The 22,735-nt window shown below is 69.0% G+C and carries 17 protein-coding genes; 9 read left to right on the top strand and 8 right to left on the bottom strand.

Going from position 1 to position 22,735, the window contains the following annotated elements; genetic code table 11:
- Positions 1–8: 8 nt before the first annotated feature.
- Positions 9–1,487 (bottom strand): replicative DNA helicase, encoded by a 1,479-nt coding sequence (gene dnaB, locus NP777_RS20105; RefSeq protein WP_037954653.1) that lies wholly within the window; start codon positions 1,485–1,487, stop codon positions 9–11.
- 460 nt (positions 1,488–1,947) lie between these two features.
- On the opposite strand from dnaB, the gene NP777_RS20100 reads away from it, so the two are divergent.
- Positions 1,948–3,288: an MATE family efflux transporter gene (locus NP777_RS20100; RefSeq protein ID WP_256651554.1), complete on the top strand. Its 1,341-nt coding sequence runs from the start codon at positions 1,948–1,950 to the stop codon at positions 3,286–3,288.
- Between the two features lie 227 nt (positions 3,289–3,515).
- Here NP777_RS20100 and rplI read toward each other — a convergent pair whose 3' ends face one another.
- The 4 genes from rplI to rpsF form a co-directional block, all read right to left on the bottom strand.
- A complete protein-coding gene (gene rplI / locus NP777_RS20095) occupies positions 3,516–3,962 on the bottom strand; it encodes a 50S ribosomal protein L9 (protein ID WP_256651553.1) in 447 nt (148 codons plus the stop codon).
- A gap of 17 nt (positions 3,963–3,979) precedes the next feature.
- Positions 3,980–4,216 carry a 30S ribosomal protein S18 gene (gene rpsR, locus NP777_RS20090; RefSeq protein WP_003978893.1) on the bottom strand — a complete coding sequence of 79 codons (237 nt, stop codon included), beginning with the start codon at positions 4,214–4,216 and terminating at the stop codon, positions 3,980–3,982.
- A gap of 85 nt (positions 4,217–4,301) precedes the next feature.
- On the bottom strand, positions 4,302–4,892 hold the full coding sequence (locus NP777_RS20085; protein ID WP_256651552.1) for a single-stranded DNA-binding protein: 591 nt from the start codon (positions 4,890–4,892) through the stop codon (positions 4,302–4,304).
- 83 nt (positions 4,893–4,975) lie between these two features.
- Positions 4,976–5,266 carry a 30S ribosomal protein S6 gene (rpsF, locus tag NP777_RS20080; protein ID WP_030827724.1) on the bottom strand — a complete coding sequence of 97 codons (291 nt, stop codon included), beginning with the start codon at positions 5,264–5,266 and terminating at the stop codon, positions 4,976–4,978.
- Positions 5,267–5,495: 229 nt separating this feature from the next.
- On the opposite strand from rpsF, the gene NP777_RS20075 reads away from it, so the two are divergent.
- From NP777_RS20075 to NP777_RS20065, 3 genes are all read left to right on the top strand, one after another.
- The gene (locus NP777_RS20075; protein WP_256651551.1) at positions 5,496–5,813 is read left to right on the top strand and encodes a hypothetical protein; all 318 of its coding nucleotides are present in this window, start codon (positions 5,496–5,498) and stop codon (positions 5,811–5,813) included.
- A gap of 118 nt (positions 5,814–5,931) precedes the next feature.
- On the top strand, positions 5,932–7,050 hold the full coding sequence (locus tag NP777_RS20070; protein WP_256651550.1) for a lipid II:glycine glycyltransferase FemX: 1,119 nt from the start codon (positions 5,932–5,934) through the stop codon (positions 7,048–7,050).
- A gap of 66 nt (positions 7,051–7,116) precedes the next feature.
- The gene (locus NP777_RS20065) at positions 7,117–8,148 is read left to right on the top strand and encodes an alanine racemase (protein ID WP_256651549.1); all 1,032 of its coding nucleotides are present in this window, start codon (positions 7,117–7,119) and stop codon (positions 8,146–8,148) included.
- A gap of 52 nt (positions 8,149–8,200) precedes the next feature.
- Here the strand turns inward: NP777_RS20065 and NP777_RS20060 are convergent, their stop codons facing one another.
- Both NP777_RS20060 and NP777_RS20055 read right to left on the bottom strand, forming a co-directional pair.
- Positions 8,201–9,709, bottom strand: coding sequence for a glycosyltransferase family 87 protein (locus NP777_RS20060; protein ID WP_256651548.1), 1,509 nt, complete (start codon positions 9,707–9,709; stop codon positions 8,201–8,203).
- A 215-nt stretch (positions 9,710–9,924) separates the two neighbouring features.
- The gene (locus tag NP777_RS20055; protein ID WP_256651547.1) at positions 9,925–12,612 is read right to left on the bottom strand and encodes a transglycosylase domain-containing protein; all 2,688 of its coding nucleotides are present in this window, start codon (positions 12,610–12,612) and stop codon (positions 9,925–9,927) included.
- Positions 12,613–12,969: 357 nt separating this feature from the next.
- Between NP777_RS20055 and NP777_RS20050 the strand changes: the two genes are divergently transcribed.
- From NP777_RS20050 to NP777_RS20040, 3 genes are all read left to right on the top strand, one after another.
- The gene (locus tag NP777_RS20050; protein ID WP_256651546.1) at positions 12,970–13,680 is read left to right on the top strand and encodes a PadR family transcriptional regulator; all 711 of its coding nucleotides are present in this window, start codon (positions 12,970–12,972) and stop codon (positions 13,678–13,680) included.
- Positions 13,681–13,729: 49 nt separating this feature from the next.
- Positions 13,730–14,812, top strand: coding sequence for an inositol-3-phosphate synthase (locus NP777_RS20045; RefSeq protein WP_256651545.1), 1,083 nt, complete (start codon positions 13,730–13,732; stop codon positions 14,810–14,812).
- 85 nt (positions 14,813–14,897) lie between these two features.
- Positions 14,898–16,235, top strand: coding sequence for an MFS transporter (locus tag NP777_RS20040; RefSeq protein ID WP_256651544.1), 1,338 nt, complete (start codon positions 14,898–14,900; stop codon positions 16,233–16,235).
- A gap of 5 nt (positions 16,236–16,240) precedes the next feature.
- Here the strand turns inward: NP777_RS20040 and NP777_RS20035 are convergent, their stop codons facing one another.
- On the bottom strand, positions 16,241–17,731 hold the full coding sequence (locus tag NP777_RS20035) for a CCA tRNA nucleotidyltransferase (protein WP_256651543.1): 1,491 nt from the start codon (positions 17,729–17,731) through the stop codon (positions 16,241–16,243).
- 180 nt (positions 17,732–17,911) lie between these two features.
- Here NP777_RS20035 and NP777_RS20030 point away from each other — a divergent pair, with 180 nt between their 5' ends.
- Positions 17,912–20,269: a DUF6049 family protein gene (locus NP777_RS20030; RefSeq protein WP_256651542.1), complete on the top strand. Its 2,358-nt coding sequence runs from the start codon at positions 17,912–17,914 to the stop codon at positions 20,267–20,269.
- Positions 20,270–20,317: 48 nt separating this feature from the next.
- The gene (murJ, locus tag NP777_RS20025; protein ID WP_256651541.1) at positions 20,318–22,696 is read left to right on the top strand and encodes a murein biosynthesis integral membrane protein MurJ; all 2,379 of its coding nucleotides are present in this window, start codon (positions 20,318–20,320) and stop codon (positions 22,694–22,696) included.
- Positions 22,697–22,735: the final 39 nt, after the last annotated feature.

Genomic DNA, 22,735 nt, shown 5'->3' with positions numbered 1-22,735 from the left:
CGGCGGCGTCAGGTCTGGGCCATGTCCACGAAGCGGGAGTAGTGGCCCTGGAAGGCGACCGTGATCGTGGCCGTCGGGCCGTTACGGTGCTTGGCCACGATCAGGTCCGCCTCGCCCGCGCGCGGCGACTCCTTCTCGTAGGCGTCCTCGCGGTGGAGCAGGATGACCATGTCCGCGTCCTGCTCGATCGATCCACTCTCTCGGAGGTCCGAGACCATCGGCTTCTTGTCCGTGCGCTGCTCGGGGCCTCGGTTCAGCTGGGAGAGCGCGATGACGGGTACTTCCAGCTCCTTGGCCAGCAGCTTCAGGTTTCGCGACATGTCCGAGACCTCCTGCTGACGGCTCTCGGGGCGCCGGGCGCCGCCGGACTGCATCAGCTGGAGGTAGTCGATGACGACCAGTTGGAGGTCATTGCGCTGCTTGAGGCGCCGGCACTTGGCGCGGATCTCCATCATCGACAGGTTCGGGGAGTCGTCGATGTAGAGCGGGGCCTGGGAGACGTCCGGCATCCGCCGGGCCAGCCGGGTCCAGTCCTCATCGGTCATGCTGCCGGACCGCATGTGGTGGAGCGCCACCCGGGCCTCGGCGGAGAGCAGGCGCATGGCGATCTCGTTGCGGCCCATCTCCAGGGAGAAGATGACGCTGGGCATGGCGTGCTTGATGGAGCAGGCCCGCGCGAAGTCGAGGGCCAGGGTGGACTTACCCATGGCGGGGCGGGCGGCGATGACGATCATCTGGCCCGGGTGCAGCCCGTTCGTGAGGGAGTCCAGATCGGTGAAGCCGGTGGGCACGCCGGACATCTGCCCGCTGCGCGAGCCGATCGCCTCGATCTCGTCGAGCGCGCCCTCCATGATGTCGCCGAGCGGCAGATAGTCCTCGCTGGTGCGCTGCTCGGTGACGGCGTAGATCTCGGCCTGTGCGTTGTTGACGATCTCGTCGACGTCCCCGTCCGCCGCGTATCCCATCTGGGTGATGCGGGTGCCGGCCTCGACGAGGCGGCGCAGCACGGCGCGCTCGTGGACGATCTCCGCGTAGTACTCGGCGTTGGCGGCGGTGGGGACCGACTGGACGAGGGTGTGGAGATACGAGGCGCCGCCGACGCGGGCGATCTCGCCGCGCTTGGTCAGCTCCGCGGCGACGGTGATCGGGTCGGCCGGCTCGCCCTTGGCGTAGAGGTCCAGGATGGCCTGGTAGACGGTTTCATGGGCGGGCCGGTAGAAGTCGTTGCCCTTGAGGACCTCCACCACATCGGCGATGGCGTCCTTGGAGAGCAGCATGCCGCCGAGGACGGACTGCTCGGCGTCGAGGTCCTGGGGCGGAACGCGCTCGAAGCCGGAGCCCTCCCAGGGGGAGCCGCCGCCTCCGTCACGGTCCTGGCCGTCCCGGCCCCGGCCGCCGCCCTCACCACGGCGGAAGCGGGGGGACGGGAACCGGTCGGACGGGCCGGAGTCCGCCCATGGGTCGTCCATGGGCTCGGGCACGCTCACCCCGCCACCTCCTCCCGTCCGCGAAGCGAACCTCACCGTGCCCGTCCTTCTTACGGCACGGCTATGACACAACTGAGCGGCCGGCTTTCCGGACACGGCGCATCGGAGGCTGGGGATTCCAGAGCCGGATCGGGTGGCGGGCGCCGGACCACGGTAGGCCCGTCGGGACCGCCAGCCAACTTGGTTATCCACAGGGCCTGTGGATGATGGGATTCATCCTGTGGGTAAGTCGCGCGAACCTGTGCACGGGCCGGGGGACAGTGCTGTGGACAAACACACAATCACCTCGAGACGCCATGCCTGACCTGCGGTTTCTCTATCCAGTGGCTGTGCAGAAGAAAAACTTCCGCCCCCAGCGCAAGATCACGACAAAGGGCGCAGAGAAGATCGTCCCGCGCGCCGCCTTGTAAGGACCGGCTGCGGCTTGTGTCTCTTACCTGTGGACGATTACATTGCCCTCATGACACAGGCCCCCACGAGCGCGCGGAGCACCCCGCGCCACCACGACCGCGAGATCATCGCGCTCGCGCTTCCCGCCTTCGGCGCACTCGTGGCGGAACCCCTCTTCGTCATGGTCGACAGTGCCGTCGTCGGCCATCTGGGCACCGCCCAGCTGGCCGGTCTGGGCGTCGCCGCGGCCCTGCTCGCCACCGCCGTCAACATCTTCGTCTTCCTCGCCTACGCCACCACCGCGGCGGTGGCCCGAAGGGTCGGCGCGGGCGACCTCGCCGGGGCGATACGGCAGGGCATGGACGGCATCTGGCTGGCCCTGCTGCTCGGCGCCACCGTCATCGCCGTCGCCCTTCCCACCGCCCCCGCCCTGGTCGACCTCTTCGGCGCCTCGGACACCGCCGCGCCCTACGCCGTCACCTATCTGCGGATCAGCACCCTCGGCATCCCCGCGATGCTGGTGGTGCTCGCCGCCACCGGTGTGCTGCGCGGCCTCCAGGACACCCGCACCCCGCTGTATGTCGCCGTCGGCGGCTTCGGGGCCAACGCCGCGCTGAACGCCACCCTGGTCTATGGGGCCGGACTGGGCATCGCGGGCTCGGCCTGGGGCACGGTGATCGCCCAGAACGCCATGGCCGCCGTCTACCTCGCCGTGGTCGTCCGGGGCGCGCGGCGCCATGGCACCTCGCTGCGGCCCGATGCCGCGGGGATCAGGGCCTGTGCCCACGCCGGTGCACCGCTGCTGATCCGTACGCTCTCGCTGCGCGCCGTGATGCTGATCGCGACGGCCGTGGCGGCCCGCCTCGGCGACACCGATATCGCCGCCCATCAGATCGTGCTCACCCTGTGGAGCCTGCTGGCGTTCGCCCTGGACGCCATCGCCATCGCGGGCCAGGCGATCATCGGACGCTATCTGGGCGCCGGCGACGAGGAGGGGGCACGGGCCGCCTGCCGCCGCATGGTGCGGTGGGGCATCGCCTCGGGTGTGGCGCTTGGCCTGCTGGTGGTCGCCTCCCGGCCGCTGTTCATCCCCCTGTTCACCACCGATTCCGCGGTACGGGACGCCCTGCTGCCCGCCCTGCTGGTCACGGCCCTCATCCAGCCGGTCTCGGGGGTGGTCTTCGTCCTCGACGGCGTGCTGATGGGCGCGGGCGACGGGCCGTATCTGGCCTGGGCGATGATCGCCACCCTGGCCGTCTTCGCCCCGGTGGCGCTGCTGGTGCCCTCGCTCGGCGGGGGCCTGACCGCGCTGTGGTGCACCATGGCGCTGATGATGTCGGTCCGGATGGCGACCCTGTGGCTGCGCACCCGCTCCGGCCGCTGGATCGTCACCGGCGCGGTACGAGGCTGAGCCGACGCCCCACCCGTCAGCCCCCGGAACGGCGGAGGGCAACACGGCGGAGGGCAACACGACGGAAGCCCGACGCGACGGAAGCCCGACGCGGCGGAAGGCCGACAGGGCGGAGGACCAGCGTGGCGGAGGACCCACACGCCGGAGGGCCGCACCCACAACGGGGTGCGGCCCTCCGGTGCGCTGTGCGCTGTGCGCGGTGCCAGCGACGACCGTCACGGCCATCGTCAGGCGGCGACGACCTCGACGCCGACCTTGGCGGCAACCTCGGCGTGCAGCCGGATCGAGACCTGGTGCGCGCCCAGGGTCTTGATCGGGGCCGGCACCTCGATGCGGCGCTTGTCGACCTCCGGGCCACCCGCGTCCTTGATCGCCGAAGCGATGTCGGCCGGGGTGACGGAGCCGAACAGCCGGCCGGCGTCGCCGGCACGGGTCTTCAGGCGCACCTTGACGCCCTCGAGCTGAGCCTTGACCTCATTGGCCTGCTCGATCGTGGCGATCTCGCGGATGCGACGACCGCGACGGATCTGCTCGACGTCCTTCTCGCCGCCCTTGGTCCAGCGGAGCGCCAGACCACGCGGGACCAGGTAGTTACGGGCGTAACCGTCCTTGACGTCCACGACGTCACCGGCAGTGCCGAGGCCGGAGACCTCGTGGGTGAGGATGATCTTCATGAGTCAGTCCCCTTCCCTTATCGCGCGGTGGAGGTGTAGGGCAGCAGCGCCATCTCACGGCTGTTCTTCACGGCCGTGGCGACGTCACGCTGGTGCTGGGTGCAGTTGCCGGTGACCCGGCGGGCACGGATCTTGCCGCGGTCGGAGATGAACTTCCGCAGCAGGTTCGTGTCCTTGTAGTCGACGTAGGAGATCTTCTCCTTGCAGAACACGCAAACCTTCTTCTTAGGCTTGCGAGCAGGCGGCTTCGCCATTGTCTCTCTCCAGTGTGATCAAGAAGTGTGTGCTGGTCGCCCTGACCAGACCGCGCGCTGTTTCACGTGAAACAACGCCCCGGGTCTAGAAGGGCGGCTCGTCCGAGTAGCCCCCGGAGTTGCCGGAGCCGCCGCCCCAGCCACCACCACCGCCGCCCTGGCCGCCGGCCGGAGCGCCGGTCGCCCACGGGTCGTCGGCCGGAGCGCCGCCGCCCTGCTGCTGGCCGCCGCCGCTGGGGCCACCGCCCCAGCCGCCGCCACCCTGGCCACCACCGCCACCGCCACCGCCGTAACCACCCTGACCACCGCGACCGGTGGTCTTGGTGACCTTGGCTGTGGCGTTGCGCAGGCTGGCGCCGACCTCGTCGACATCCAGCTCATAGACCGTGCGCTTGATCCCCTCGCGGTCCTCATAGGACCGCTGCTTCAGACGGCCCTGCACGATGACGCGCATGCCGCGCTGAAGGGACTCGGCCACGTTCTCCGCGGCCTGCCGCCACACCGAGCACGTGAGGAAGAGGCTCTCGCCGTCCTTCCACTCGTTGGTCTGCCGGTCGAAGGTACGGGGAGTGGACGCGACGCGGAACTTCGCGACCGCCGCACCGGACGGAGTGAAACGCAGCTCGGGGTCGTCGACGAGATTGCCGACGACCGTGATGACGGTCTCGCCTGCCATTGGGGGAACCTCTCGGCGGGTACTGCTGGGCTGCTTGCTACTCGTTGCGATTCGGCCCCGATGACCGCTGAACGCTTACGCGGTCAGTGGGTCTCGGGACGGAGGACCTTGGTCCGGAGGACCGACTCGTTCAGGTTCAGCTGGCGGTCGAGCTCCTTGACGACCGCGGGCTCGGCCTGCAGGTCGATGACCGAGTAGATGCCCTCGGGCTTCTTCTTGATCTCGTACGAGAGACGACGACGGCCCCAGGTGTCGACCTTCTCGACCTTGCCGTTGCCCTCACGGACGACGGAAAGGAAGTTCTCGATCAGCGGGGAGACAGCGCGCTCCTCGAGATCGGGGTCGAGGATGACCATCACCTCGTAGTGACGCATGTGGAACCCACCTCCTTTGGACTCAGCGGCCACGGTCGTTCCGTGGCAGGAGGGTCGTGATGCGTATCCGCTTCGGCGTCAGTGCAGACACCACCGCGGACGGTACACAGTACCCGGCTCCGGCCGCCCGCTTGAAATCCGGGCGTCTTGGCCCGCAATCTGTACACATCGGGTGTGAGCGGCGTAACAGTTCGCCGCCCTGCTCTATGTGCCTACCTGGAGGTGCCCCATGGCACAGGCAGCACGATCCCACCACAGCTTGCTCACCTTCCTGGACACCGACGGCAAGTCGCATCCCGTCGAGAACACGGTCGCCGTGGTCACCGTGGTGATCGGCGTGATCGCCTTTGTCACGGCTCATTTCCCCCACCTCCACCTGGTCAGCTCATGGGTCGGGTTGATCGGGATGATCAGCGGTGCCTGGGGCCAGCTGAGGTCCGTGACCACCGGTGAGCGGTTTCTGCTGATCATCGGGCTCGGTGCCGCCGGGGTCGGCTTCTATCTCGGCATGGCGCATGGAGGGCTCTTCGGCGGCGTGCTGGGCTGAGCCCGCCCGGAGCCCGGTTCTCCCCGGGCCCGAACGGGGCGTGTCCCGGTCGCAGTAGGCTTCGGCGCGAGAGCCGGAGCCCCGACCCTGGGGACAAACCTGCCGAGGAGCGCCCCACATGAGCCTGACCCTGAGGACGATCAGCCGAGAGCAGCATCTGGCGTACATCCAGAGTCTGCCGGCGGCAAGCCACATGCAGGTGCCTGCGTGGGCTGACGTCAAGTCGGAGTGGCGCTCGGAGAACCTCGGCTGGTTCGACGCCACGGGTCAGCTCGTCGGTGCCGGTCTCGTCCTCTATCGCCAGCTGCCCAAGATCAAGCGCTATCTCGCCTATCTCCCCGAGGGCCCGGTCATCAACTGGTACGCCCCCAATCTGGAGGACTGGCTGCGCCCGATGCTCGCGCATCTGAAGCAGCAGGGCGCCTTCTCCGTGAAGATGGGCCCGCCGGTCATCATCCGCCGCTGGGATTCCGCCGCGATCAAGTCGGGCATCCAGAACCCCGACGTCAAGCGGCTGCGCGATGTCGAGGCCACCTTCATCGAGCCGCGCGCCTTCGAGGTGGCCGAGCGGCTGCGGCGGATGGGCTGGCAGCAGGGCGAGGACGGCGGGGCCGGCTTCGGTGACGTCCAGCCGCGGTACGTCTTCCAGGTGCCGCTGGAGAACCGCTCCCTCGAGGATGTCCACAAGGGCTTCAACCAGCTGTGGCGCCGCAACATCAAGAAGGCCGAGAAGGCCGGTGTCGAGGTCGTCCAGGGCGGCTACGAGCATCTGGCCGAGTGGCAGCGGCTCTACGAGATCACCGCGGAGCGCGACCACTTCCGGCCCCGCCCGCTCAGCTACTTCCAGCGCATGTGGACGGCCCTCAACACCGAGGACCCCAACCGGATGCGGCTGTACTTCGCGATGCACGAGAACGAGGCCGTGGCCGCCGCCACGATGCTGATCGTCGGAGGCCATGTCTGGTACTCCTACGGCGCCTCCGCCAACCACAAGCGCGAGGTCCGGCCCTCGAACGCGATGCAGTGGCGGATGCTCCGCGACTCCTACGCACTGGGCGCGACCGTCTATGACCTGCGCGGCATCAGCGACTCCCTCGATGAGACGGATCATCTCTTCGGTCTGATCCAGTTCAAGGTGGGCACCGGCGGGCAGGCTGCCGAATACCTCGGCGAGTGGGACTTCCCGCTCAACAAGCTCCTGCACAAGGCGCTCGACATCTACATGTCGCGCCGCTGACCACGATTCGCTGTCTCCCATACCTCCAATACACCGCGGCTACGAGAAAGGTTCCGGGACCGGCCAATGGCGCTCACCCTCTACGTCGACACCGCTCGCTGGCGGGCGCATCAGCAAACGGTGATCCAGCAGTTTCCGGGGATAGTCCCGGTCTGCAAAGGCAATGGCTACGGCTTCGGCCATGAGCGGCTGGCCGAGGAAGCCGCCCGCTTCGGCAGCGATGTCCTCGCTGTCGGGACCACGTACGAGGCCGCCCGGATGAAGGACTTCTTCAGCGGTGACCTGCTGGTGCTCACCCCCTTCCGCCGCGGTGAGGAGCCGGTGCCGCTCCCGGACCGCGTGATCCGTTCGGTCTCGTCGGTCGACGGCGTCTACGGCCTGGTGAACGCGCGCGTGGTCATCGAGGTCATGAGCAGCATGAAGCGGCACGGCGTCACCGAGGAGGACCTGCCCAAGCTGCACGCCGCGATAGAGAACGTCCGGCTGGAGGGGTTCGCCATCCACCTCCCGCTCGACCGCACCGACGGCCTGGACGCGGTCGAGGAGGTCATCGCCTGGATGGACCGGCTGCGGGCGGCGCGGCTGCCGCTGCACACCATGTTCGTCAGCCACCTCAAGGCCGAGGAACTGGCCCGGCTCCAGCAGCAGTTCCCGCAGACCCGCTTCCGGGCGCGGATCGGCACCCGGCTGTGGCTGGGCGACCACGATTCGACGGAGTACCGGGGCTCGGTGCTCGACGTCACCCGGGTCTCGAAGGGTGACCGCTTCGGCTACCGCCAGCAGAAGGCCGCCTCCGACGGCCATCTCGTCGTGGTCGCGGGCGGCACCTCCCACGGTGTCGGCCTGGAGGCGCCCAAGGCGCTGCACGGGGTGATGCCCCGCGCCAAGGGGGTCGCCCGCGCCGGTCTGGCGACCGTCAACCGCAACCTCTCGCCGTTCGTATGGGCGGGCAAGCAGCGGTGGTTCGCCGAGCCGCCGCACATGCAGGTGTCCATCCTGTTCGTGCCCGGCGACGTCCAGGCGCCCCAGGTGGGGGATGAGCTGGTGGCGCATCTGCGGCACACCACGACACAGTTCGACCGGCTGTTCGACCGCTGAGCCCACGCCACCGGGAGTGAGCCCTGGCCGGGAGGAGCCTCCCGGCCAGGGCTCACTCCCGGTGGACGCCGCGGTCCGGCTCCCGGTGGACACCCCAGTCCACCAGCGCCGCGCCCTCATAACGGGACGCGCGCCGCGCCTCTCCCAGCACGAACGCGTCCGGGGCCCGGTCCAGCACGCCTCCCCCGGGGTCGTCCGACCCGTCCCGGCGCACCGGGTCCCGCTCCGGCACCAGCGCGTCCCGGATGATCAGGGCGCACAGATAGAGCGTCCCCAGCAGATGCACGGCGATCGCCAGCTGATAGCCCTCCGCGGGCAGCCCCCGGTGCTGGTCGCCGCTGCCCGTGTACGCGAGGTACATCCAGATCCCCAGGAAGTACATGACCTCGCACGCCTGCCAGACCAGGAAGTCCCGCCAGCGCGGCCTGGCCAGTGCGGCCAGCGGGATCAGCCACAGCACGTACTGCGGTGAGTAGACCTTGTTGGTGAGCACGAACGCCGCGACGATCAGGAAGGACAGCTGGGCCAGGCGCGGGCGACGCGGGGCGCACAGGGCGAGCGCCGCCACCCCGAGGCAGGCCAGGGCCATCAGCACGGTCCCGTAGGTGTTGACGTCCTCCAGGGAGTTCCCGGTGCGCTGGGAGATGATCAGCCACACGGAGCCGAAGTCCACGGGGCGCTCCTGGCTGAAGGTGTAGAACGTCTTCCAGCCGTCGCGGATGTGGAGACCGCCCTGCGTGCTGACCATCACGGGGAGGTTCACCACGAGCCAGGCGGCCAGGGCTCCGCCCGCCGCCGTCCAGAAGGCCCGCAGCCGCCCCGCCCGGAGGCAGAGCACCAGCAGCGGACCGAGCAGCAGCCCTGGGTAGAGCTTGGCGGCGGTCGCGAGCCCCAGCAGCACACCGGCGGCCAGCGGGCGGCTGCGGGACCACATCAGCAGGGCGGCGGCCGTAAGGGCGACGGCGAACAGGTCCCAGTTGATGGTGGCCGTGAGCGCGAAGGCGGGGGCCAGGGCGACCAGCAGCGCGTCCCAGGGGCGGCGGCGGTGCGTACGGGCCACACAGACCGCGATGACCGCGGTGCAGACCATGAGCATGCCCGCGTTGACCAGCCAGTAGATCTGCTCGCGGTCCTGGATGGAGCCGCCGTGCGGGGTCATCCAGGAGGCGACCTCCATGAAGAGGCCGGTGAGGACCGGATACTCCAGGTACTGCATCCCGCCCGAGACGCTGTCCGGTATCCGGTCGAAGTAAGGGACGAGGTCGAGGGCGAAGCCGCGGCCGTTGTAGAGGTGCGGTATGTCGGAGTAGCAGGCGTGGGTGTACTGGGCGGTGGCGCCGTAGAACCAGCCGCCGTCGTAGCACGGCAGCTTCTGCGCCATGCCCAGGGCGAACATGCCGATGGCGACGATCGCCACGATCCGCACCGGGGTCCACCAGCTCGTGCCGAGCAGGGCCCGGCGCCCGGTCGGCCCACCGATCAGCTCGCTGCCGGCCGCGGCCACCGGGTCCTCGGCGGTCGGCCGTACGGGCTGGGCCTGTGGGTCCTCGCGCACGCTCATGGCCCCCATCCTGCCGTACGGGCTCCACCGGAGGAGTCAGGACCGCCCCAGCGGCCGCTGAGCGCGCCGCGGACGCCCCGCCGGGCTCCGAGTCGGGGCGAGGTGTGCCAGAGGCGCAGAGAGCCGCCCAGGGCCTGGAACGGCGTCGGCCGCGCCGGAGCGGGTTCGCTCCGGCGCGGCCGACGAGGGGTGAACCGGTCGTACGGGACCGCGGGCTATTGCTGCCTGCGGGTCCCGGACGGGCCGCCGAATATGCCACCGGGGCCACCCGGGTCGTCCGTGGTCGGCGACGTGGACGGGCCTCCCGGACCGCCGTTCGCGCCGCCGTTCTGGTTGCCCCCGTTCCCGTTACCGCCGTTGTCCTTGCAGTTCAGGTCCAGCGGGTCACAGGTGTCCGTCGGGGTCGGGCTCCCGGACGGGGTCTCCGAGGGGGACTCCGACGGAGATTCCGAAGGCGACTCCGACGGGCTCTCGGACGGCTTCTCCGTCGTCGGGGTCGGGCTCGGGCTGGCGTCCTCGCCGAAGACCTTCTGGCCGATCGGGGTGGCCGCGGGGAAGCCCTTGACCGGCACGCCCTTCAGGGCACCGCGCATGTAGTCGGCCCAGATCTCCGCCGGGAACGACGCACCGTGGATCGTCTTCTGACCGCCCACACCGCGCATGGACAGGAACTTCTGGCTCTTGGCCTGGTCGTCCACCCGCCACATGCCGATCGCGGTGGACAGCTGCGGGGTGTAGCCGGAGAACCAGGCCGACTTGTTCTCGTCGGTGGTTCCGGTCTTGCCCGCGACCGGACGGCCGATCTTGGCCGAGGTGCCGGTGCCGTGCTCGACCACGTTCTCCAGGACGTCGGTGACGTTGTTCGCCACGTTCGAGTCGAACGCCCGCTTGACCTCGGCGTCCTGCTTGTGGTCGTAGACGGTGCCGTTCTTGTCCTCGACCCGCTCCACCGAGTACGGGTCGGCCTGCTGACCGCTGGCCGCGAAGGTGGCGTACGCCCCGGCGAGCCGGATGGCGCTGGGTGCGGAGGTGCCGAGCGAGAACGTCGGGGTGATCGACGACAACTGCTCCTTGTTGAGCCCGGCGGCCAGGGCCGCGTCCCGCACCTTGTCGGTGCCGACGTCCATGCCCAGCTGGATGAACGGGGTGTTCACCGAGTACTGCATCGCGGTACGCAGGCTGATCGGGCCCTTGTCCTCGTCACCGTCGTTCCGCTGGTGCCACTCCTTGCCGTCCTTGTCGTGCCAGACGGTTCCGTCGTAGTCCCGCAGGGTCACCTTGTTGTCGCCGTTGTAGACACTGCTCGGCGAGACCAGGGTGCGCTCGGAGTCGGGTTGCTCCCGTTGGCCCTTCGGATCGCGGGCGCCATTGGTCATCGCGGCGGCCATCACGAAGGGCTTGAAGGTCGAGCCCACCTGGACACCGGTGTAGTCGGCGTTGTTGCGGTAGTGCTCCAGCGCGTTCTTGCCGCCGTAGATGGCCAGGATCTTGCCCGTCTTGGGCTCCACCGAGGCGCCGCCGAACTGGACGTGTTTGTCCACCTCGCGCTCCTTCGGCTTGATGTTCTCCTTGGAGACCTTCTCGACCGCCCGGGTCAGCTCACTGATCTTCTTCCGGTCGAAGGTGGTGTGGATCTGATAGCCACCCTTGTCCAGTTGTGACTTGCTGATGCCGGTTTGGGCGATGATGTAGTTGTCGGCGAGGTCGGTGAGATAACCGATCTGGCCCTGCTTGTTCGTGGCCACCTTCGGGTTCTGCGGCATCGGGAAGCCCTTGCCGATCCACTCCTGGGCCTCGGTCCTGCTCATCCTGTGCACGGCGACCTCACGCCGCAGGATCCACTCCCAGCGCTGCTTGGCCCGCGCGGTGTTGGCTTCCTTGGTGGCGGCGGCGCCGTAGCCGCCGTAGGGGTCGTAGAGGTTGGGGCCGTTGAGCGTCGAGGCCAGGAAGGCGCTCTGGCTGGGTGTCAGCTTCGCGCAGTCCCGGTCGAAGTAGGCGCGGGCGGCAGCCTGACAGCCGTAAGCACCGCGTCCGTAGTACGCGGTGTTCAGATAGCTCCCGAGGATGTAGTCCTTGTCCTTGGTCGCGCCCACCTTTATGGAGATGAACAGCTCCTTGACCTTACGCGTGAGCGTCTGTGACTGGTCCAGGTAGGTGTTCTTCACGAACTGCTGGGTAATGGTCGAACCACTCTGGGTCGCCCCACCCTTCGCCATGTTGACGACCGCGCGGGCGATACCCATCGGGTCGACGCCGTTGTCGTCGTAGAAGCTGGCGTTCTCCGCGGAGATCACCGCGTTCTGCATGGACTTGGGGATCTTGCTGAGGGGGACGATCTGGCGGTTGAGGTCACCACCGCCGGAGACCACCATCTGCTTGCCGTCCGCCCAGTAGTAGACGTTCTTCTGGGTCTGGGACGCGGCCTGGGCGGTCGGCACCTCCACCAGCCACAGGCCTATGCCCACGGCGCCGAGCAGCACCGCGAAGAAGAAGATGAAGGTTCCCGTCACCAGCCTCCAGGACGGAACCCAGCGCCGGAAACCCGACCGCCCGCCGCGCGGGTAGTCGATGAAGCGCTTCTTGCCGGGGGGCCCATCGCCCCCCGAGCCATGTCCGCGGCCGCCGGTCCCCCGGCGGCCGCCTCCGCGACCGCCGGAGCCCGCGCCGGCCGCGGCCGCGCTCGGATCGGACCCTCGTCTACGGCCACCGCCGCGTTGGGCGGCGCGGCGGGCCGCCGCGCGGCCGCCGTAAGGGCGCTCCTCCCCCTCCGGGGTGGCGCCCGACCCGGCTGCGGCGTTGTGCGTCGGTGCTGCGCGGCGGCCGGACGACTGCTGTCCGGCCCGCCGGGCCGCTGCTCGTCCGCCACCTTGGGGTTGCGGCGGCTTGCGACGGTGCTCGCTCATGGAACGACTTCTCCTCGGGCAGGCGCTATCGCCTGAAAGCGGCAGATGGCTTCCGGTCCCCCCAATGTGCGATCCGGTCGCACCAGGCAACCGGACGCACTGCATCCGGGACGAGGACGCATCGCGGCGTCACTTGGTTCCCATAGGTCTGCATGGCGAACAGAGTACGCACGGTCAAAACCCGCCCAGCCGCCACCTTCACTCCATAACCGTCAGATTGAGTGTCTCGAATTGATGATGTGACGGCGTTCACCGTGGTCCCTCTTGTCCCGTCCCCAGCACGGATCTATCGTCTGGATGTATCGAGTCGATACATCATCTCGACATAGCGGGCCCGGAGGAGAGGGGAGGCGGGGAATGAGCAGACGCTCCGGCGTCCTGGAGTTCGCCGTTCTCGGCCTGCTGCGCGAGTCACCGATGCACGGATACGAGCTGCGGAAGCGGCTCAACACCTCACTCGGGGTGTTCCGTGCGTTCAGCTACGGCAGCCTCTATCCCTGCCTCAAGACGCTGGTCGGCAACGGCTGGTTGATCGAGGAATCCGGCAGCACCTCCCAGGACGCTCTCGCGGCGCCCCTCTCCGGCCGCCGGGCGAAGATCGTCTACCGGCTCACCGCGGCGGGGAAGGAGCGGTTCGAGGAACTGCTCTCCCACACCGGGCCGGACGCCTGGGAGGACGAGCACTTCGGCGTCCGGTTCGCCTTCTTCGGCCAGACGTCACGGGACGTTCGGATGCGGGTGCTGGAAGGGCGGCGCAGCCGCCTGGAGGAGCGCCTGGACAAGATGCGCGCCGCCATGGCCCGCACCCGCGAGCGCCTGGACGACTACACCCTCGAGCTGCAGCGACACGGGATGGAGTCGGTGGAGCGCGAGGTGCGCTGGCTGAACGAGCTGATCGAGAGCGAGCGGGCCGGGCGCGATCGACGCGACGGCACCGCCGGGCAGGACCGGACGACCGAGCGGGACGAGGACCGGCCGCCACAGCAGGACCAGTCAGAAGATGCGGACGGCCCGCCCCGGCACCGGGGTGGTTCCCGGCCGGATCCGTCCGATGACACCGCCAAGTGAGGCCCGGCATCCGCGGGGCCTCGTCCAGTACACACAGGGAGCAACCGGAATGGGTTCGGTTCGTGTAGCCATCGTCGGTGTGGGCAACTGCGCCGCCTCGCTGGTGCAGGGCGTCGAGTACTACAAGGACGCCGACCCGGACACCCGCGTGCCGGGTCTGATGCACGTGCAGTTCGGCGACTACCACGTGAAGGACGTGGAGTTCGTGGCCGCCTTCGACGTGGACGCGAAGAAGGTCGGTCTGGACCTCGCGGACGCCATCGGCGCCAGCGAGAACAACACCATCAAGATCTGCGACGTGCCGACGGCCGGTGTCACGGTCCAGCGCGGCCACACGCTCGACGGACTCGGCAAGTACTACCGCCAGACCATCGACGAGTCCGACGAGACCCCGGTCGACGTCGTCCAGGTCCTCAAGGACAAGCAGGTCGACGTTCTGGTCTGCTACCTCCCGGTCGGCTCCGAGGACGCCGCCAAGTACTACGCCCAGTGCGCCATCGACGCGAAGGTCGCCTTCGTCAACGCGCTCCCGGTCTTCATCGCCGGCACCAAGGAGTGGGCGGACAAGTTCACCGAGGCCGGGGTGCCGATCGTCGGCGACGACATCAAGTCGCAGGTCGGCGCGACCATCACGCACCGCGTGATGGCCAAGCTGTTCGAGGACCGGGGCGTCATCCTGGACCGCACCATGCAGCTGAACGTCGGCGGCAACATGGACTTCAAGAACATGCTCGAGCGGGAGCGCCTGGAGTCCAAGAAGATCTCCAAGACCCAGGCCGTCACCTCCCAGATCCCCGACCGCGACCTGGGCGCCGACAACGTCCACATCGGCCCCTCGGACTTCGTGGCCTGGCTGGACGACCGCAAGTGGGCCTATGTCCGCCTGGAGGGCCGCGCGTTCGGCGACGTCCCGCTGAACCTGGAGTACAAGCTCGAGGTGTGGGACTCCCCGAACTCCGCGGGTGTCATCATCGACGCGCTGCGCGCCGCGAAGATCGCCAAGGACCGCGGCATCGGCGGCCCGATCCTCTCGGCCTCCTCGTACTTCATGAAGTCGCCTCCGGTGCAGTACTTCGACAACGAGGCGCGGGAGAGCGTGGAGAAGTTCATCAAGGGCGAGGTCGAGCGCTGAAGCGCCATGCACTGATTCTCGCCGCGTGATCACGGGTCTCCGGGTAATACGCCCGGAGGCCCGTGTGGTGTGTGAGGCTGACGCCATGCCTGTTGTGCGTGATCTCCGCGTACTGCTGCAACTGCGGGACTTCCGCCGCCTCCTGGCCATCCGGCTGCTGTCCCAGTCGGCCGACGGCGTCTACCAGGTGGCGCTCGCCACCTATGTGGTCTTCTCCCCGGAGAAGGAGACCTCCGCCACGGCCATCGCCTCCGCCATGGCCGTTCTGCTGCTCCCCTACTCCCTGCTCGGCCCCTTAGCCGGGGTACTGCTGGACCGCTGGCGCCGGCGGCAGGTGCTGCTCTACGGCAATCTGCTGCGCTCGGGGCTGGCCGCCGGAACCGCCGTACTGGTCCTGGGCCAGGTGCCGGAGTGGCTCTTCTATGTCTCGGCCCTGTCGGTGACGGCCGTCAACCGCTTCGTACTGGCCGGCCTTTCGGCCGCTCTGCCCCGGGTCGTGGACAGCCAGGAACGTCTGGTCATGGCCAACTCCCTCTCACCCACGGCCGGAACGCTCGCCGCCACTGCCGGAGGCACCCTCGCCTTCATCGTCCGGCTGTCGGGCCCGGGAGGCACTTCCTCGGACGCGCTGGTCGTCCTGGTGGGCGCCGCGCTCTATCTCATCGCCGGGCTCACGGCCCTGTTGATGGCGCCGGGCCTGCTGGGGCCGGATCCCGCGGCCCTTCAGCCCCGCCTCTCCGCGGCGCTGATGAGCACCGCGCGGGGCCTGGTCGCGGGCGTACGCCATCTGCTGGAGCGCCGGGACCCCACCGTGGCGCTGACCGCGATGACGCTGATGCGCTTCTGCTACGGCGCGCTCACGGTGACGGTGCTGATGCTCTGCCGCTACGCATGGGCCGACACCGAGTCCCAGGGGCTCGCGCTTCTGGGGCTGGCTGTCGGCGTCTCGGGCGCGGGCTTCTTCGTAGCGGCGGTGATCACACCGTGGGCGGTGGCCCGGCTCGCGGCCCGTACGCCCTCCCGGCCGGACGGCCGGCTCTCCTGGGTGATGGTGTGCGCGGGGAGCGCGGCCCTCCTGGAACCGGGGCTGGGACTGCCCTTCGAGCCCGCTCCCATGCTGATCGCCGCGTTCATCCTCGGGCTGACCACCCAGGGAGCGAAGATCGCCACCGACACCGTGGTGCAGTCCACCATCGCCGATGACTTCCGCGGGCGGATCTTCTCCCTCTACGACGTGCTGTTCAATGTCGCCTTCGTGGGAGCCGCGGCGGTCGCCGCGGTGATACTGCCACCGGACGGCCGATCGGCCGCGCTGCTGATCTGTGTGGCGCTGCTCTACGCGGCCACCGCGTTGCTGGTGAGGTTTCACGTGAAACATGACCGGCGGAGCGCCAAGCGGGTCGATGTTTCACGTGAAACGTGAGGGGCTCAGCCCTCCGACTGACCTTCCCACCACTCCTGGAGCGCGGCGATCGCGGTGTCCCGCTCCATGGGGCCGTGCTCCAGCCGCAGCTCCAGCAGATGCTTGTACGCCTTGCCGACCTGCGGCCCCGGGGGGATGCCGAGGATCTTCATGATCTCGTTGCCATCCAGATCCGGGCGGATCGCATCCAGTTCTTCCTGCTCCTGCAGCAGGGCGATGCGTCCCTCGAGGCCGTCGTACGCCCGCGAGAGCGCCATCGCCTTCCGGCGATTGCGCGTGGTGCAGTCCGAGCGGGTCAGCTTGTGCAGCCGGTCCAGCAGCGGTCCGGCGTCACGGACATAGCGGCGGACCGCGGAGTCGGTCCATTCCCCCGTGCCATAGCCGTGGAAGCGCAGATGCAGCTCGACCAGGCGGGAGACATCCTTGATCAGCTCATTGGAGTACTTGAGCCTCGTCATCCGGTACTTGGTCATCTTCGCCCCCACCACCTCGTGGTGATGGAAGGAGACCCGGCCGTCCTTCTCGAAGCGGCGCGTCTTGGGCTTGCCGATGTCATGCAGCAGCGCGGCCAGCCGCAGCGTCAGATCGGGTCCCTCGGTCTCCAGATCCATGGCCTGGTCCAGCACCGTCAGCGAGTGCTCGTAGACATCCTTGTGGCGGTGGTGCTCATCGCGCTCCAGGCGTAGCGCCGGAAGCTCCGGCAGAATCCGGTCGGCGAGCCCGGTCTCCACCATCAGCCGCAGCCCCTTGCGGGGGTGATCGGCCAGGATGAGCTTGTTGAGCTCATCACGCACCCGCTCCGCCGAGACGATGTCGATGCGCTCGGCCATCGCCGTCATCGCGGCGACCACCTCGGGGGCCACCTCGAAGTCCAGCTGCGCCGCGAAGCGCGCGGCACGCATCATCCGCAGCGGATCGTCGGAGAAGGACTCCTCGGGCGTCCCCGGAGTACGCAGCACCCGGGCGGCGAGGTCCTCCAGACCGTGGTGCGGGTCGATGAACTCCTTCTGCGGAAGCGCCACCGCCATCGCGTTGACCGTGAAGTCCCGACGGACCAGGTCCTCCTCGATGGAGTCGCCGTACGACACCTCGGGCTTCCGAGATGTCCGGTCATAGGCTTCTGAACGATAAGTCGTGATTTCGATCTGGAAGCTCTGCTCCGACCCGTTTCCGGGCGACATGCCCTTGCGGCAGCCGACGGTACCGAAGGCGATGCCGACGTCCCAGACCGCGTCAGCCCAGGGCCGTACGATCTTCAGTACCTCGTCCGGCCGCGCGTCCGTCGTGAAATCCAGATCGTTACCGAGCCGGCCGAGCAGCGCGTCCCGTACCGAGCCGCCGACCAGGGCCAGCCGGAAACCGGCCTGCTGGAACCGGCGGGCAAGATCGTCGGCAACGGGAGAGACCCGCAGGAGTTCGCCCACGGCGCGGCGCTGCACCTGGCTGAGCTCATTGGTCGACTGCGGGGATCGGCTGTCATTGTTGGCGTTCGGCACAACAGAACAGGGTACGTGGCCGTGCGCCCCCGAGAGTCCACCCCCGATGGGGCCACCACTGCGTAACGATCTTGTGGAGCCGTCCACAGCACTTCGTCACAGCGGGCATCGTTACCATTTCGTGGACGCACAATGCGACGACCACTGACGACCTACTGACGACAAGGGACGGGCGAGCGCGTGGCCGATGCGGCAGACCTCCGGGGGACAACTTCCGCTCGCGCCCGGCGATGGTTGCGGCGCACGGCGGCCCTGCTGGCCGCGGCGCCGATGCTCGCGGGCCTGACACAGATTCCGGCGGCGCCCGCCGCCCACGCCGAGAGCAAGGCCACCGGCTCGCGATCGGTGGATGTCTCCATCACCTCACTGACCCCCACCGCGCCGCAGAAGAGCGACACCCTCACCGTCAGCGGCACCGTCACCAACGACACCAAGGGCACGGTCTCGGGGGCGCGGGTGGGCCTCCGTGTCGGCCCGACCATGAGCGGCCGCAGCGCTATCGACACCACGGCCCATCGCACCGGCTATACGGAGGGGCTCGACGGCACCGAGATCGACGGCAAATACGCCAAGAAGATCGGCAAACTGGCGGCCGGCACCAGCCGTGACTTCTCCCTCTCCATACCGGTGGATCAGCTGCACCTGGGGGAGAACGGCGTCTATCAGCTCGGCGTCTCACTCACCGGTGGCACCTCCGACCAGCCGTGGCCGCAGGTGCTGGGCATGGAGCGGACCTTCCTGCCCTGGCAGTCGGGCCCGTCCCAGAAGAAGTCCCAGCTCACCTATCTGTGGCCGCTGATCTCCGCCACCCATGTGACCGCCCGCACGGACAACGACGAGGACCGCACCCCGATCTTCCGGGACGACCGCCTGGCCAAGGAGCTGGCCCCGGGCGGCCGGCTGCAGCAGATGGTCGCGCTGGGGAAGAACCTCCCCATCACCTGGGTGATCGACCCCGACCTGCTCGCCACGGTCGACGCGATGACCAAGAAGTACGAGGTCCAGACCCCCTCCGGGAACGGGACCAGGGCGGGCCGCGGCCAGACCGTCGCCAAGCAATGGCTGGACGCCCTGCAGAAGGCCGTGGACGGCAAGCAGGTGGTCGCGCTGCCGTTCGCCGACCCCGACCTCGCCTCGCTCGCTCACCGCGGTAAGAACGTCACCGGCGCCCTCAGCCACCTCCAGGGCGCCACCGATCTCGCCTCGACGACCGTGGAGACCATCCTCGGGGTCCGGCCGCGCACGGACTTCGCCTGGCCCGTCGACGGCGCGGTCGACTCCTCGATCGTGGACGTCGCCACCTCCGCGGGCGCCCACAACGTGATCGCCCGCAGCGACAGCCTGCGCGAGACCGGCGGGCTCCCCTACACCCCGACCGCGGCCCGCCAGATCGGCGGCGGCAATACGGCGGTGGTCGCCGACGCACGGCTCTCGACGGCCTTCACCGGCGACATGTCCAAGGCGGAGAATTCCACCCTCGCCATCCAGCAGTTCCTGGCCCAGAGCCAGATGATCAATCTGCAGGCGCCGGACAAGCAGCGCAGCATCGTGGTCGCCCCCCAGCGGACGCCCACCACCAGCCAGGCACAGGCCATGGCGGCGGCCCTGGAGGGCCTCTCCGGGCAGTGGACGCAGCCGCTGAGCCTGGGGCAGGCCGCGAAGGCCAAGCCCGACCCGAGCGCCACCCAGCGGGTGCCGAGCACCCGCTCCTACCCTCGGTCGCTGCGCGCACGAGAACTGCCCACCGAGGCGTTCGACCGGATCCAGGAGACCCAGAAGACCCTCGACAATTTCGAGCCGATTCTGACCGCCAAGTACCGGGTGGTCACCCCCTTCGGGAACGCGATCAGGCGCGAGATGTCGACCTCGTGGCGCAGCGAGGCGCAGAACGCGACCGTCTTCCGGCACGATGTGCAGACCTACCTCTCCGGGCTCGCCAAGAAGGTGCGCCTGGTCCCGAAGACGGACATGACCCTCTCCGGGCGCAGCGCGACCGTCCCGGTGACCGTCCAGAACAACCTGGTGCAGGGCGTCGAGCTGCGGCTCGTCCTGCGCTCCCAGCAGGGCAACCGGCTGGCGGTCAGCGATCCCCAGCTGGTCAATGTGGAGGGCGGACACAGCCAGTCCGTGAAGTTCGGGACCACGGCCAACGCGAACGGCCCGGTGTGGGTCTCGGCACAGCTCTACACCCCGGACGGGCAGCCGTACGGCGGCGAGATGATGTTCGAGGTGAATGTCACCGAAATCACGTCCACCGTGATCCTGGTGATCGCCGGTGGTGTGCTGCTGCTCGTCCTCGCCGGTGTCCGGATCTATGTCCAGCGCAAGCGCGCGGCCGCCAGGAACGGTGAGGACGGCGGGGACGGGGAAGACGCCGAGGAGCCGCACGGGCAGGATGAGGACGACAGCGAGGCCCCGGAGACCGACCGGTGTGACCCCGCACACGCCCTTGTGCCCGAGCAGCCGAGTGACCCGGCGCCGGACACCGGATCGCAAAGCGCTGGCCCGTCCGGCTCGGGTGAGAAAGTGGACCATTGAGCAATGCCGGGGCCGGTGGGCCGCAGTGGACGATGAGGTGGGGTAGCGATGAACGCGCCGTATGACGGTGATGGCCGAGTGCCACCGCCGCCACAGCCGTCCCCTCATGGCCCCCACGACCCTTACGGACAGGAACCACACCAGCGGGATCCGTATCTGGGCGACGCCCACCAGGCGCCCGCGGCCGATCCGCGCCAGTCGTACGGCCAGCAGTACTACGCACCGGATCCGTATCTGGACGACTCGTACGCGACGGGCAGCTTCACGCCCTACCCGTATCCGACGCAGGATCGGTACGCCCACGATCCGCTGACGGACCCCCTGTACGACCGGCACTCCTCCCACGCGCCGCAGCAGGACGGCTACCAGCAGCAGTACTACCAGCAGCCCTCCGCGCCGCAGGGACCCGACCCGCGCGTCTGGTCCCCCGAGGCCGCCGCCGGCCACCAGGGCGCGACACAGCAGCCGTACACGGCCGATCCGGCGGGCCAGAGCTATCCGGCGGCCGGCGGCGGCTACGGGGCGAGGGAGCAGCCGCAGCGGGACGCCTTCGCACACCTCTACCGCGATCAGCAGCCCTATGAGCCCCGGCCCGGCCAGGGCCAGGGCTACCCACAGGGCCCGGAGGGCTATCCGCAGGGCCAGGCGCCCGCCCAGGGGCAGGCGCCGGTCCCCGGGCCGTCCCGAGCCGAGTCCGCCAGTGCGACGGCCGCCGCCCCCACGGTGGCCGCCCCGGTGGTGACCGCCCCCGCGACCGAGCCCGAGCCGAGGAAGCCATCAGGGGGCAAGGGCCGCGCGTCCAGCGTGCTCCAGTCCAGCGCGCTGATGGCCGCGGGCACCCTGGTCTCCCGGCTCACCGGCTTCGTCCGGCAGATGGTGGTCCTCGCGGGCCTGGGTGCGGCCACCCTCGGCTCCACCTACGCCCTCGCGTACACACTGCCGACGATGGTGTACATCCTCACCATCGGCGGCGGTCTCAACTCGGTCTTCGTCCCGCAGCTCGTGCGCGCGATGAAGGAGGACGACGACGGCGGCGAGGCCTTCGCCAACCGGCTGCTCACCCTGGTGATGGTGGTGCTCGGCCTCCTGGTCGCGGTGACCGTGCTCGCCGCGCCGCTGCTGATCCGCGTGATGTCGCCGACCATCGCGGACAACCCCGCCGACAACGAGGTCGCGGTCACCTTCGCCCGCTACTGCCTGCCCACCATCTTCTTCATGGGCATTCACGTGGTGGTCGGCCAAATCCTCAACGCCCGGGGCCGGTTCGGGGCGATGATGTGGACCCCGGTCCTGAACAACATCGTCATAATCTTCACCTTCGGCCTGTTCATCTGGGTGTTCGGCACCGCCGGCAGCTCCAAGATGGACACCACGACCATCACCGCCGAAGGCATCCGGCTGCTGGGCATGGGCACCCTGCTGGGGCTCATCGTCCAGTCCCTGGCGATGTTCCCCTACCTGCGTGCCACCGGCTTCCGGTTCCGGCCGCGCTTCGACTGGCGCGGCCACGGCCTCGGCAAGGCCGCCAGGCTGGCCAAGTGGACGGTGCTGTTCGTCCTCGCCAACCAGGCGGGCGTGCTGGTCGTGACCCAGCTGTCCACCGCGGCCGGTGCCGAGGCCGAGAACCAGAACGCGCCGGGCATGAGCTTCGTCGGCTACTCCAGCGCCCAGCTCATCTGGGGCATGCCGCAGGCGATCATCACCGTCTCCGTCATGGCCTCGCTGCTGCCCCGGATCTCCCGGGCGGCCCACGACGGGGACTCCGGAGCGGTCCGCGACGACATCTCGCAGGGTCTGCGCACCTCCGCGGTCGCCATCGTCCCGCTCGCCTTCGGCTTCATCGCCCTGGGCATCCCCATGTGCACGCTGCTGTTCGGCGCATCCGGCACCGATGCGGCCGTCTCCATGGGCTACATCCTCATGGCGTTCAGCCTGGGCCTGATCCCCTTCTCCGTGCAGTACGTCGTCCTCCGCGGCTTCTACGCCTACGAGGACACCCGCACCCCCTTCTACAACACGGTGATCATCGCCGCCGTCAACGCCGCCGGATCCGGGCTCGCCTATCTCCTGCTCCCCGCCCGCTGGGCCGTCGCCGGTATGGCGGCCGCCTACGGTCTGGCCTACGCCATCGGCGTGGGTGTGGCCTGGAAGCGGCTGCGCAACCGGCTGGGCGGCGATCTGGACGGCCCCCGCGTCGTACGCACCTACACCCGCCTCATCGGCGCCAGCATCCCCGCCGCCCTCCTGGGCGGCGGCTCGGCCTACACCATCATGCAGACCCTCGGAATGGGCGTCGCCGGTTCCGTAGCGGCTTTGCTGGGTGGCGGTCTCGTTCTTATCGCGGTCTTCTACATTGCTGCGAAACGGATGCGCGTTGATGAGCTGACGGCCATGGTCGGTATGGTGCGCGGACGACTCGGACGCTGATCATTGAGCACAACCATCGTCCGCCACCGTGTGTCGTGC

Origin of the sequence: Streptomyces rugosispiralis, from assembly GCF_024505145.1 — a bacterium.
GTDB lineage: Bacteria > Actinomycetota > Actinomycetes > Streptomycetales > Streptomycetaceae > Streptomyces > Streptomyces rugosispiralis.
Note: the sequence above shows the minus strand (reverse complement) of the source record. Positions and strands in the feature narration are given on the sequence as shown.

Bases quoted from the DNA above. Each gene is read 5' to 3' on its own strand.
- rpsR (WP_003978893.1), bottom strand. From the start codon at position 4,216: ATGGCGAAGCCGCCTGCTCGCAAGCCTAAGAAGAAGGTTTGCGTGTTC.
- NP777_RS20045 (WP_256651545.1), top strand. From the start codon at position 13,730: ATGGGTTCGGTTCGTGTAGCCATCGTCGGTGTGGGCAACTGCGCCGCC.
- rpsF (WP_030827724.1), bottom strand. From the start codon at position 5,266: ATGCGTCACTACGAGGTGATGGTCATCCTCGACCCCGATCTCGAGGAG.
- NP777_RS20065 (WP_256651549.1), top strand. From the start codon at position 7,117: ATGGCGCTCACCCTCTACGTCGACACCGCTCGCTGGCGGGCGCATCAG.
- NP777_RS20100 (WP_256651554.1), top strand. From the start codon at position 1,948: ATGACACAGGCCCCCACGAGCGCGCGGAGCACCCCGCGCCACCACGAC.
- rplI (WP_256651553.1), bottom strand. From the start codon at position 3,962: ATGAAGATCATCCTCACCCACGAGGTCTCCGGCCTCGGCACTGCCGGT.
- NP777_RS20085 (WP_256651552.1), bottom strand. From the start codon at position 4,892: ATGGCAGGCGAGACCGTCATCACGGTCGTCGGCAATCTCGTCGACGAC.
- murJ (WP_256651541.1), top strand. From the start codon at position 20,318: ATGAACGCGCCGTATGACGGTGATGGCCGAGTGCCACCGCCGCCACAG.
- NP777_RS20060 (WP_256651548.1), bottom strand. From the start codon at position 9,709: ATGAGCGTGCGCGAGGACCCACAGGCCCAGCCCGTACGGCCGACCGCC.
- NP777_RS20055 (WP_256651547.1), bottom strand. From the start codon at position 12,612: ATGAGCGAGCACCGTCGCAAGCCGCCGCAACCCCAAGGTGGCGGACGA.
- NP777_RS20040 (WP_256651544.1), top strand. From the start codon at position 14,898: ATGCCTGTTGTGCGTGATCTCCGCGTACTGCTGCAACTGCGGGACTTC.
- NP777_RS20075 (WP_256651551.1), top strand. From the start codon at position 5,496: ATGGCACAGGCAGCACGATCCCACCACAGCTTGCTCACCTTCCTGGAC.
- NP777_RS20050 (WP_256651546.1), top strand. From the start codon at position 12,970: ATGAGCAGACGCTCCGGCGTCCTGGAGTTCGCCGTTCTCGGCCTGCTG.
- NP777_RS20070 (WP_256651550.1), top strand. From the start codon at position 5,932: ATGAGCCTGACCCTGAGGACGATCAGCCGAGAGCAGCATCTGGCGTAC.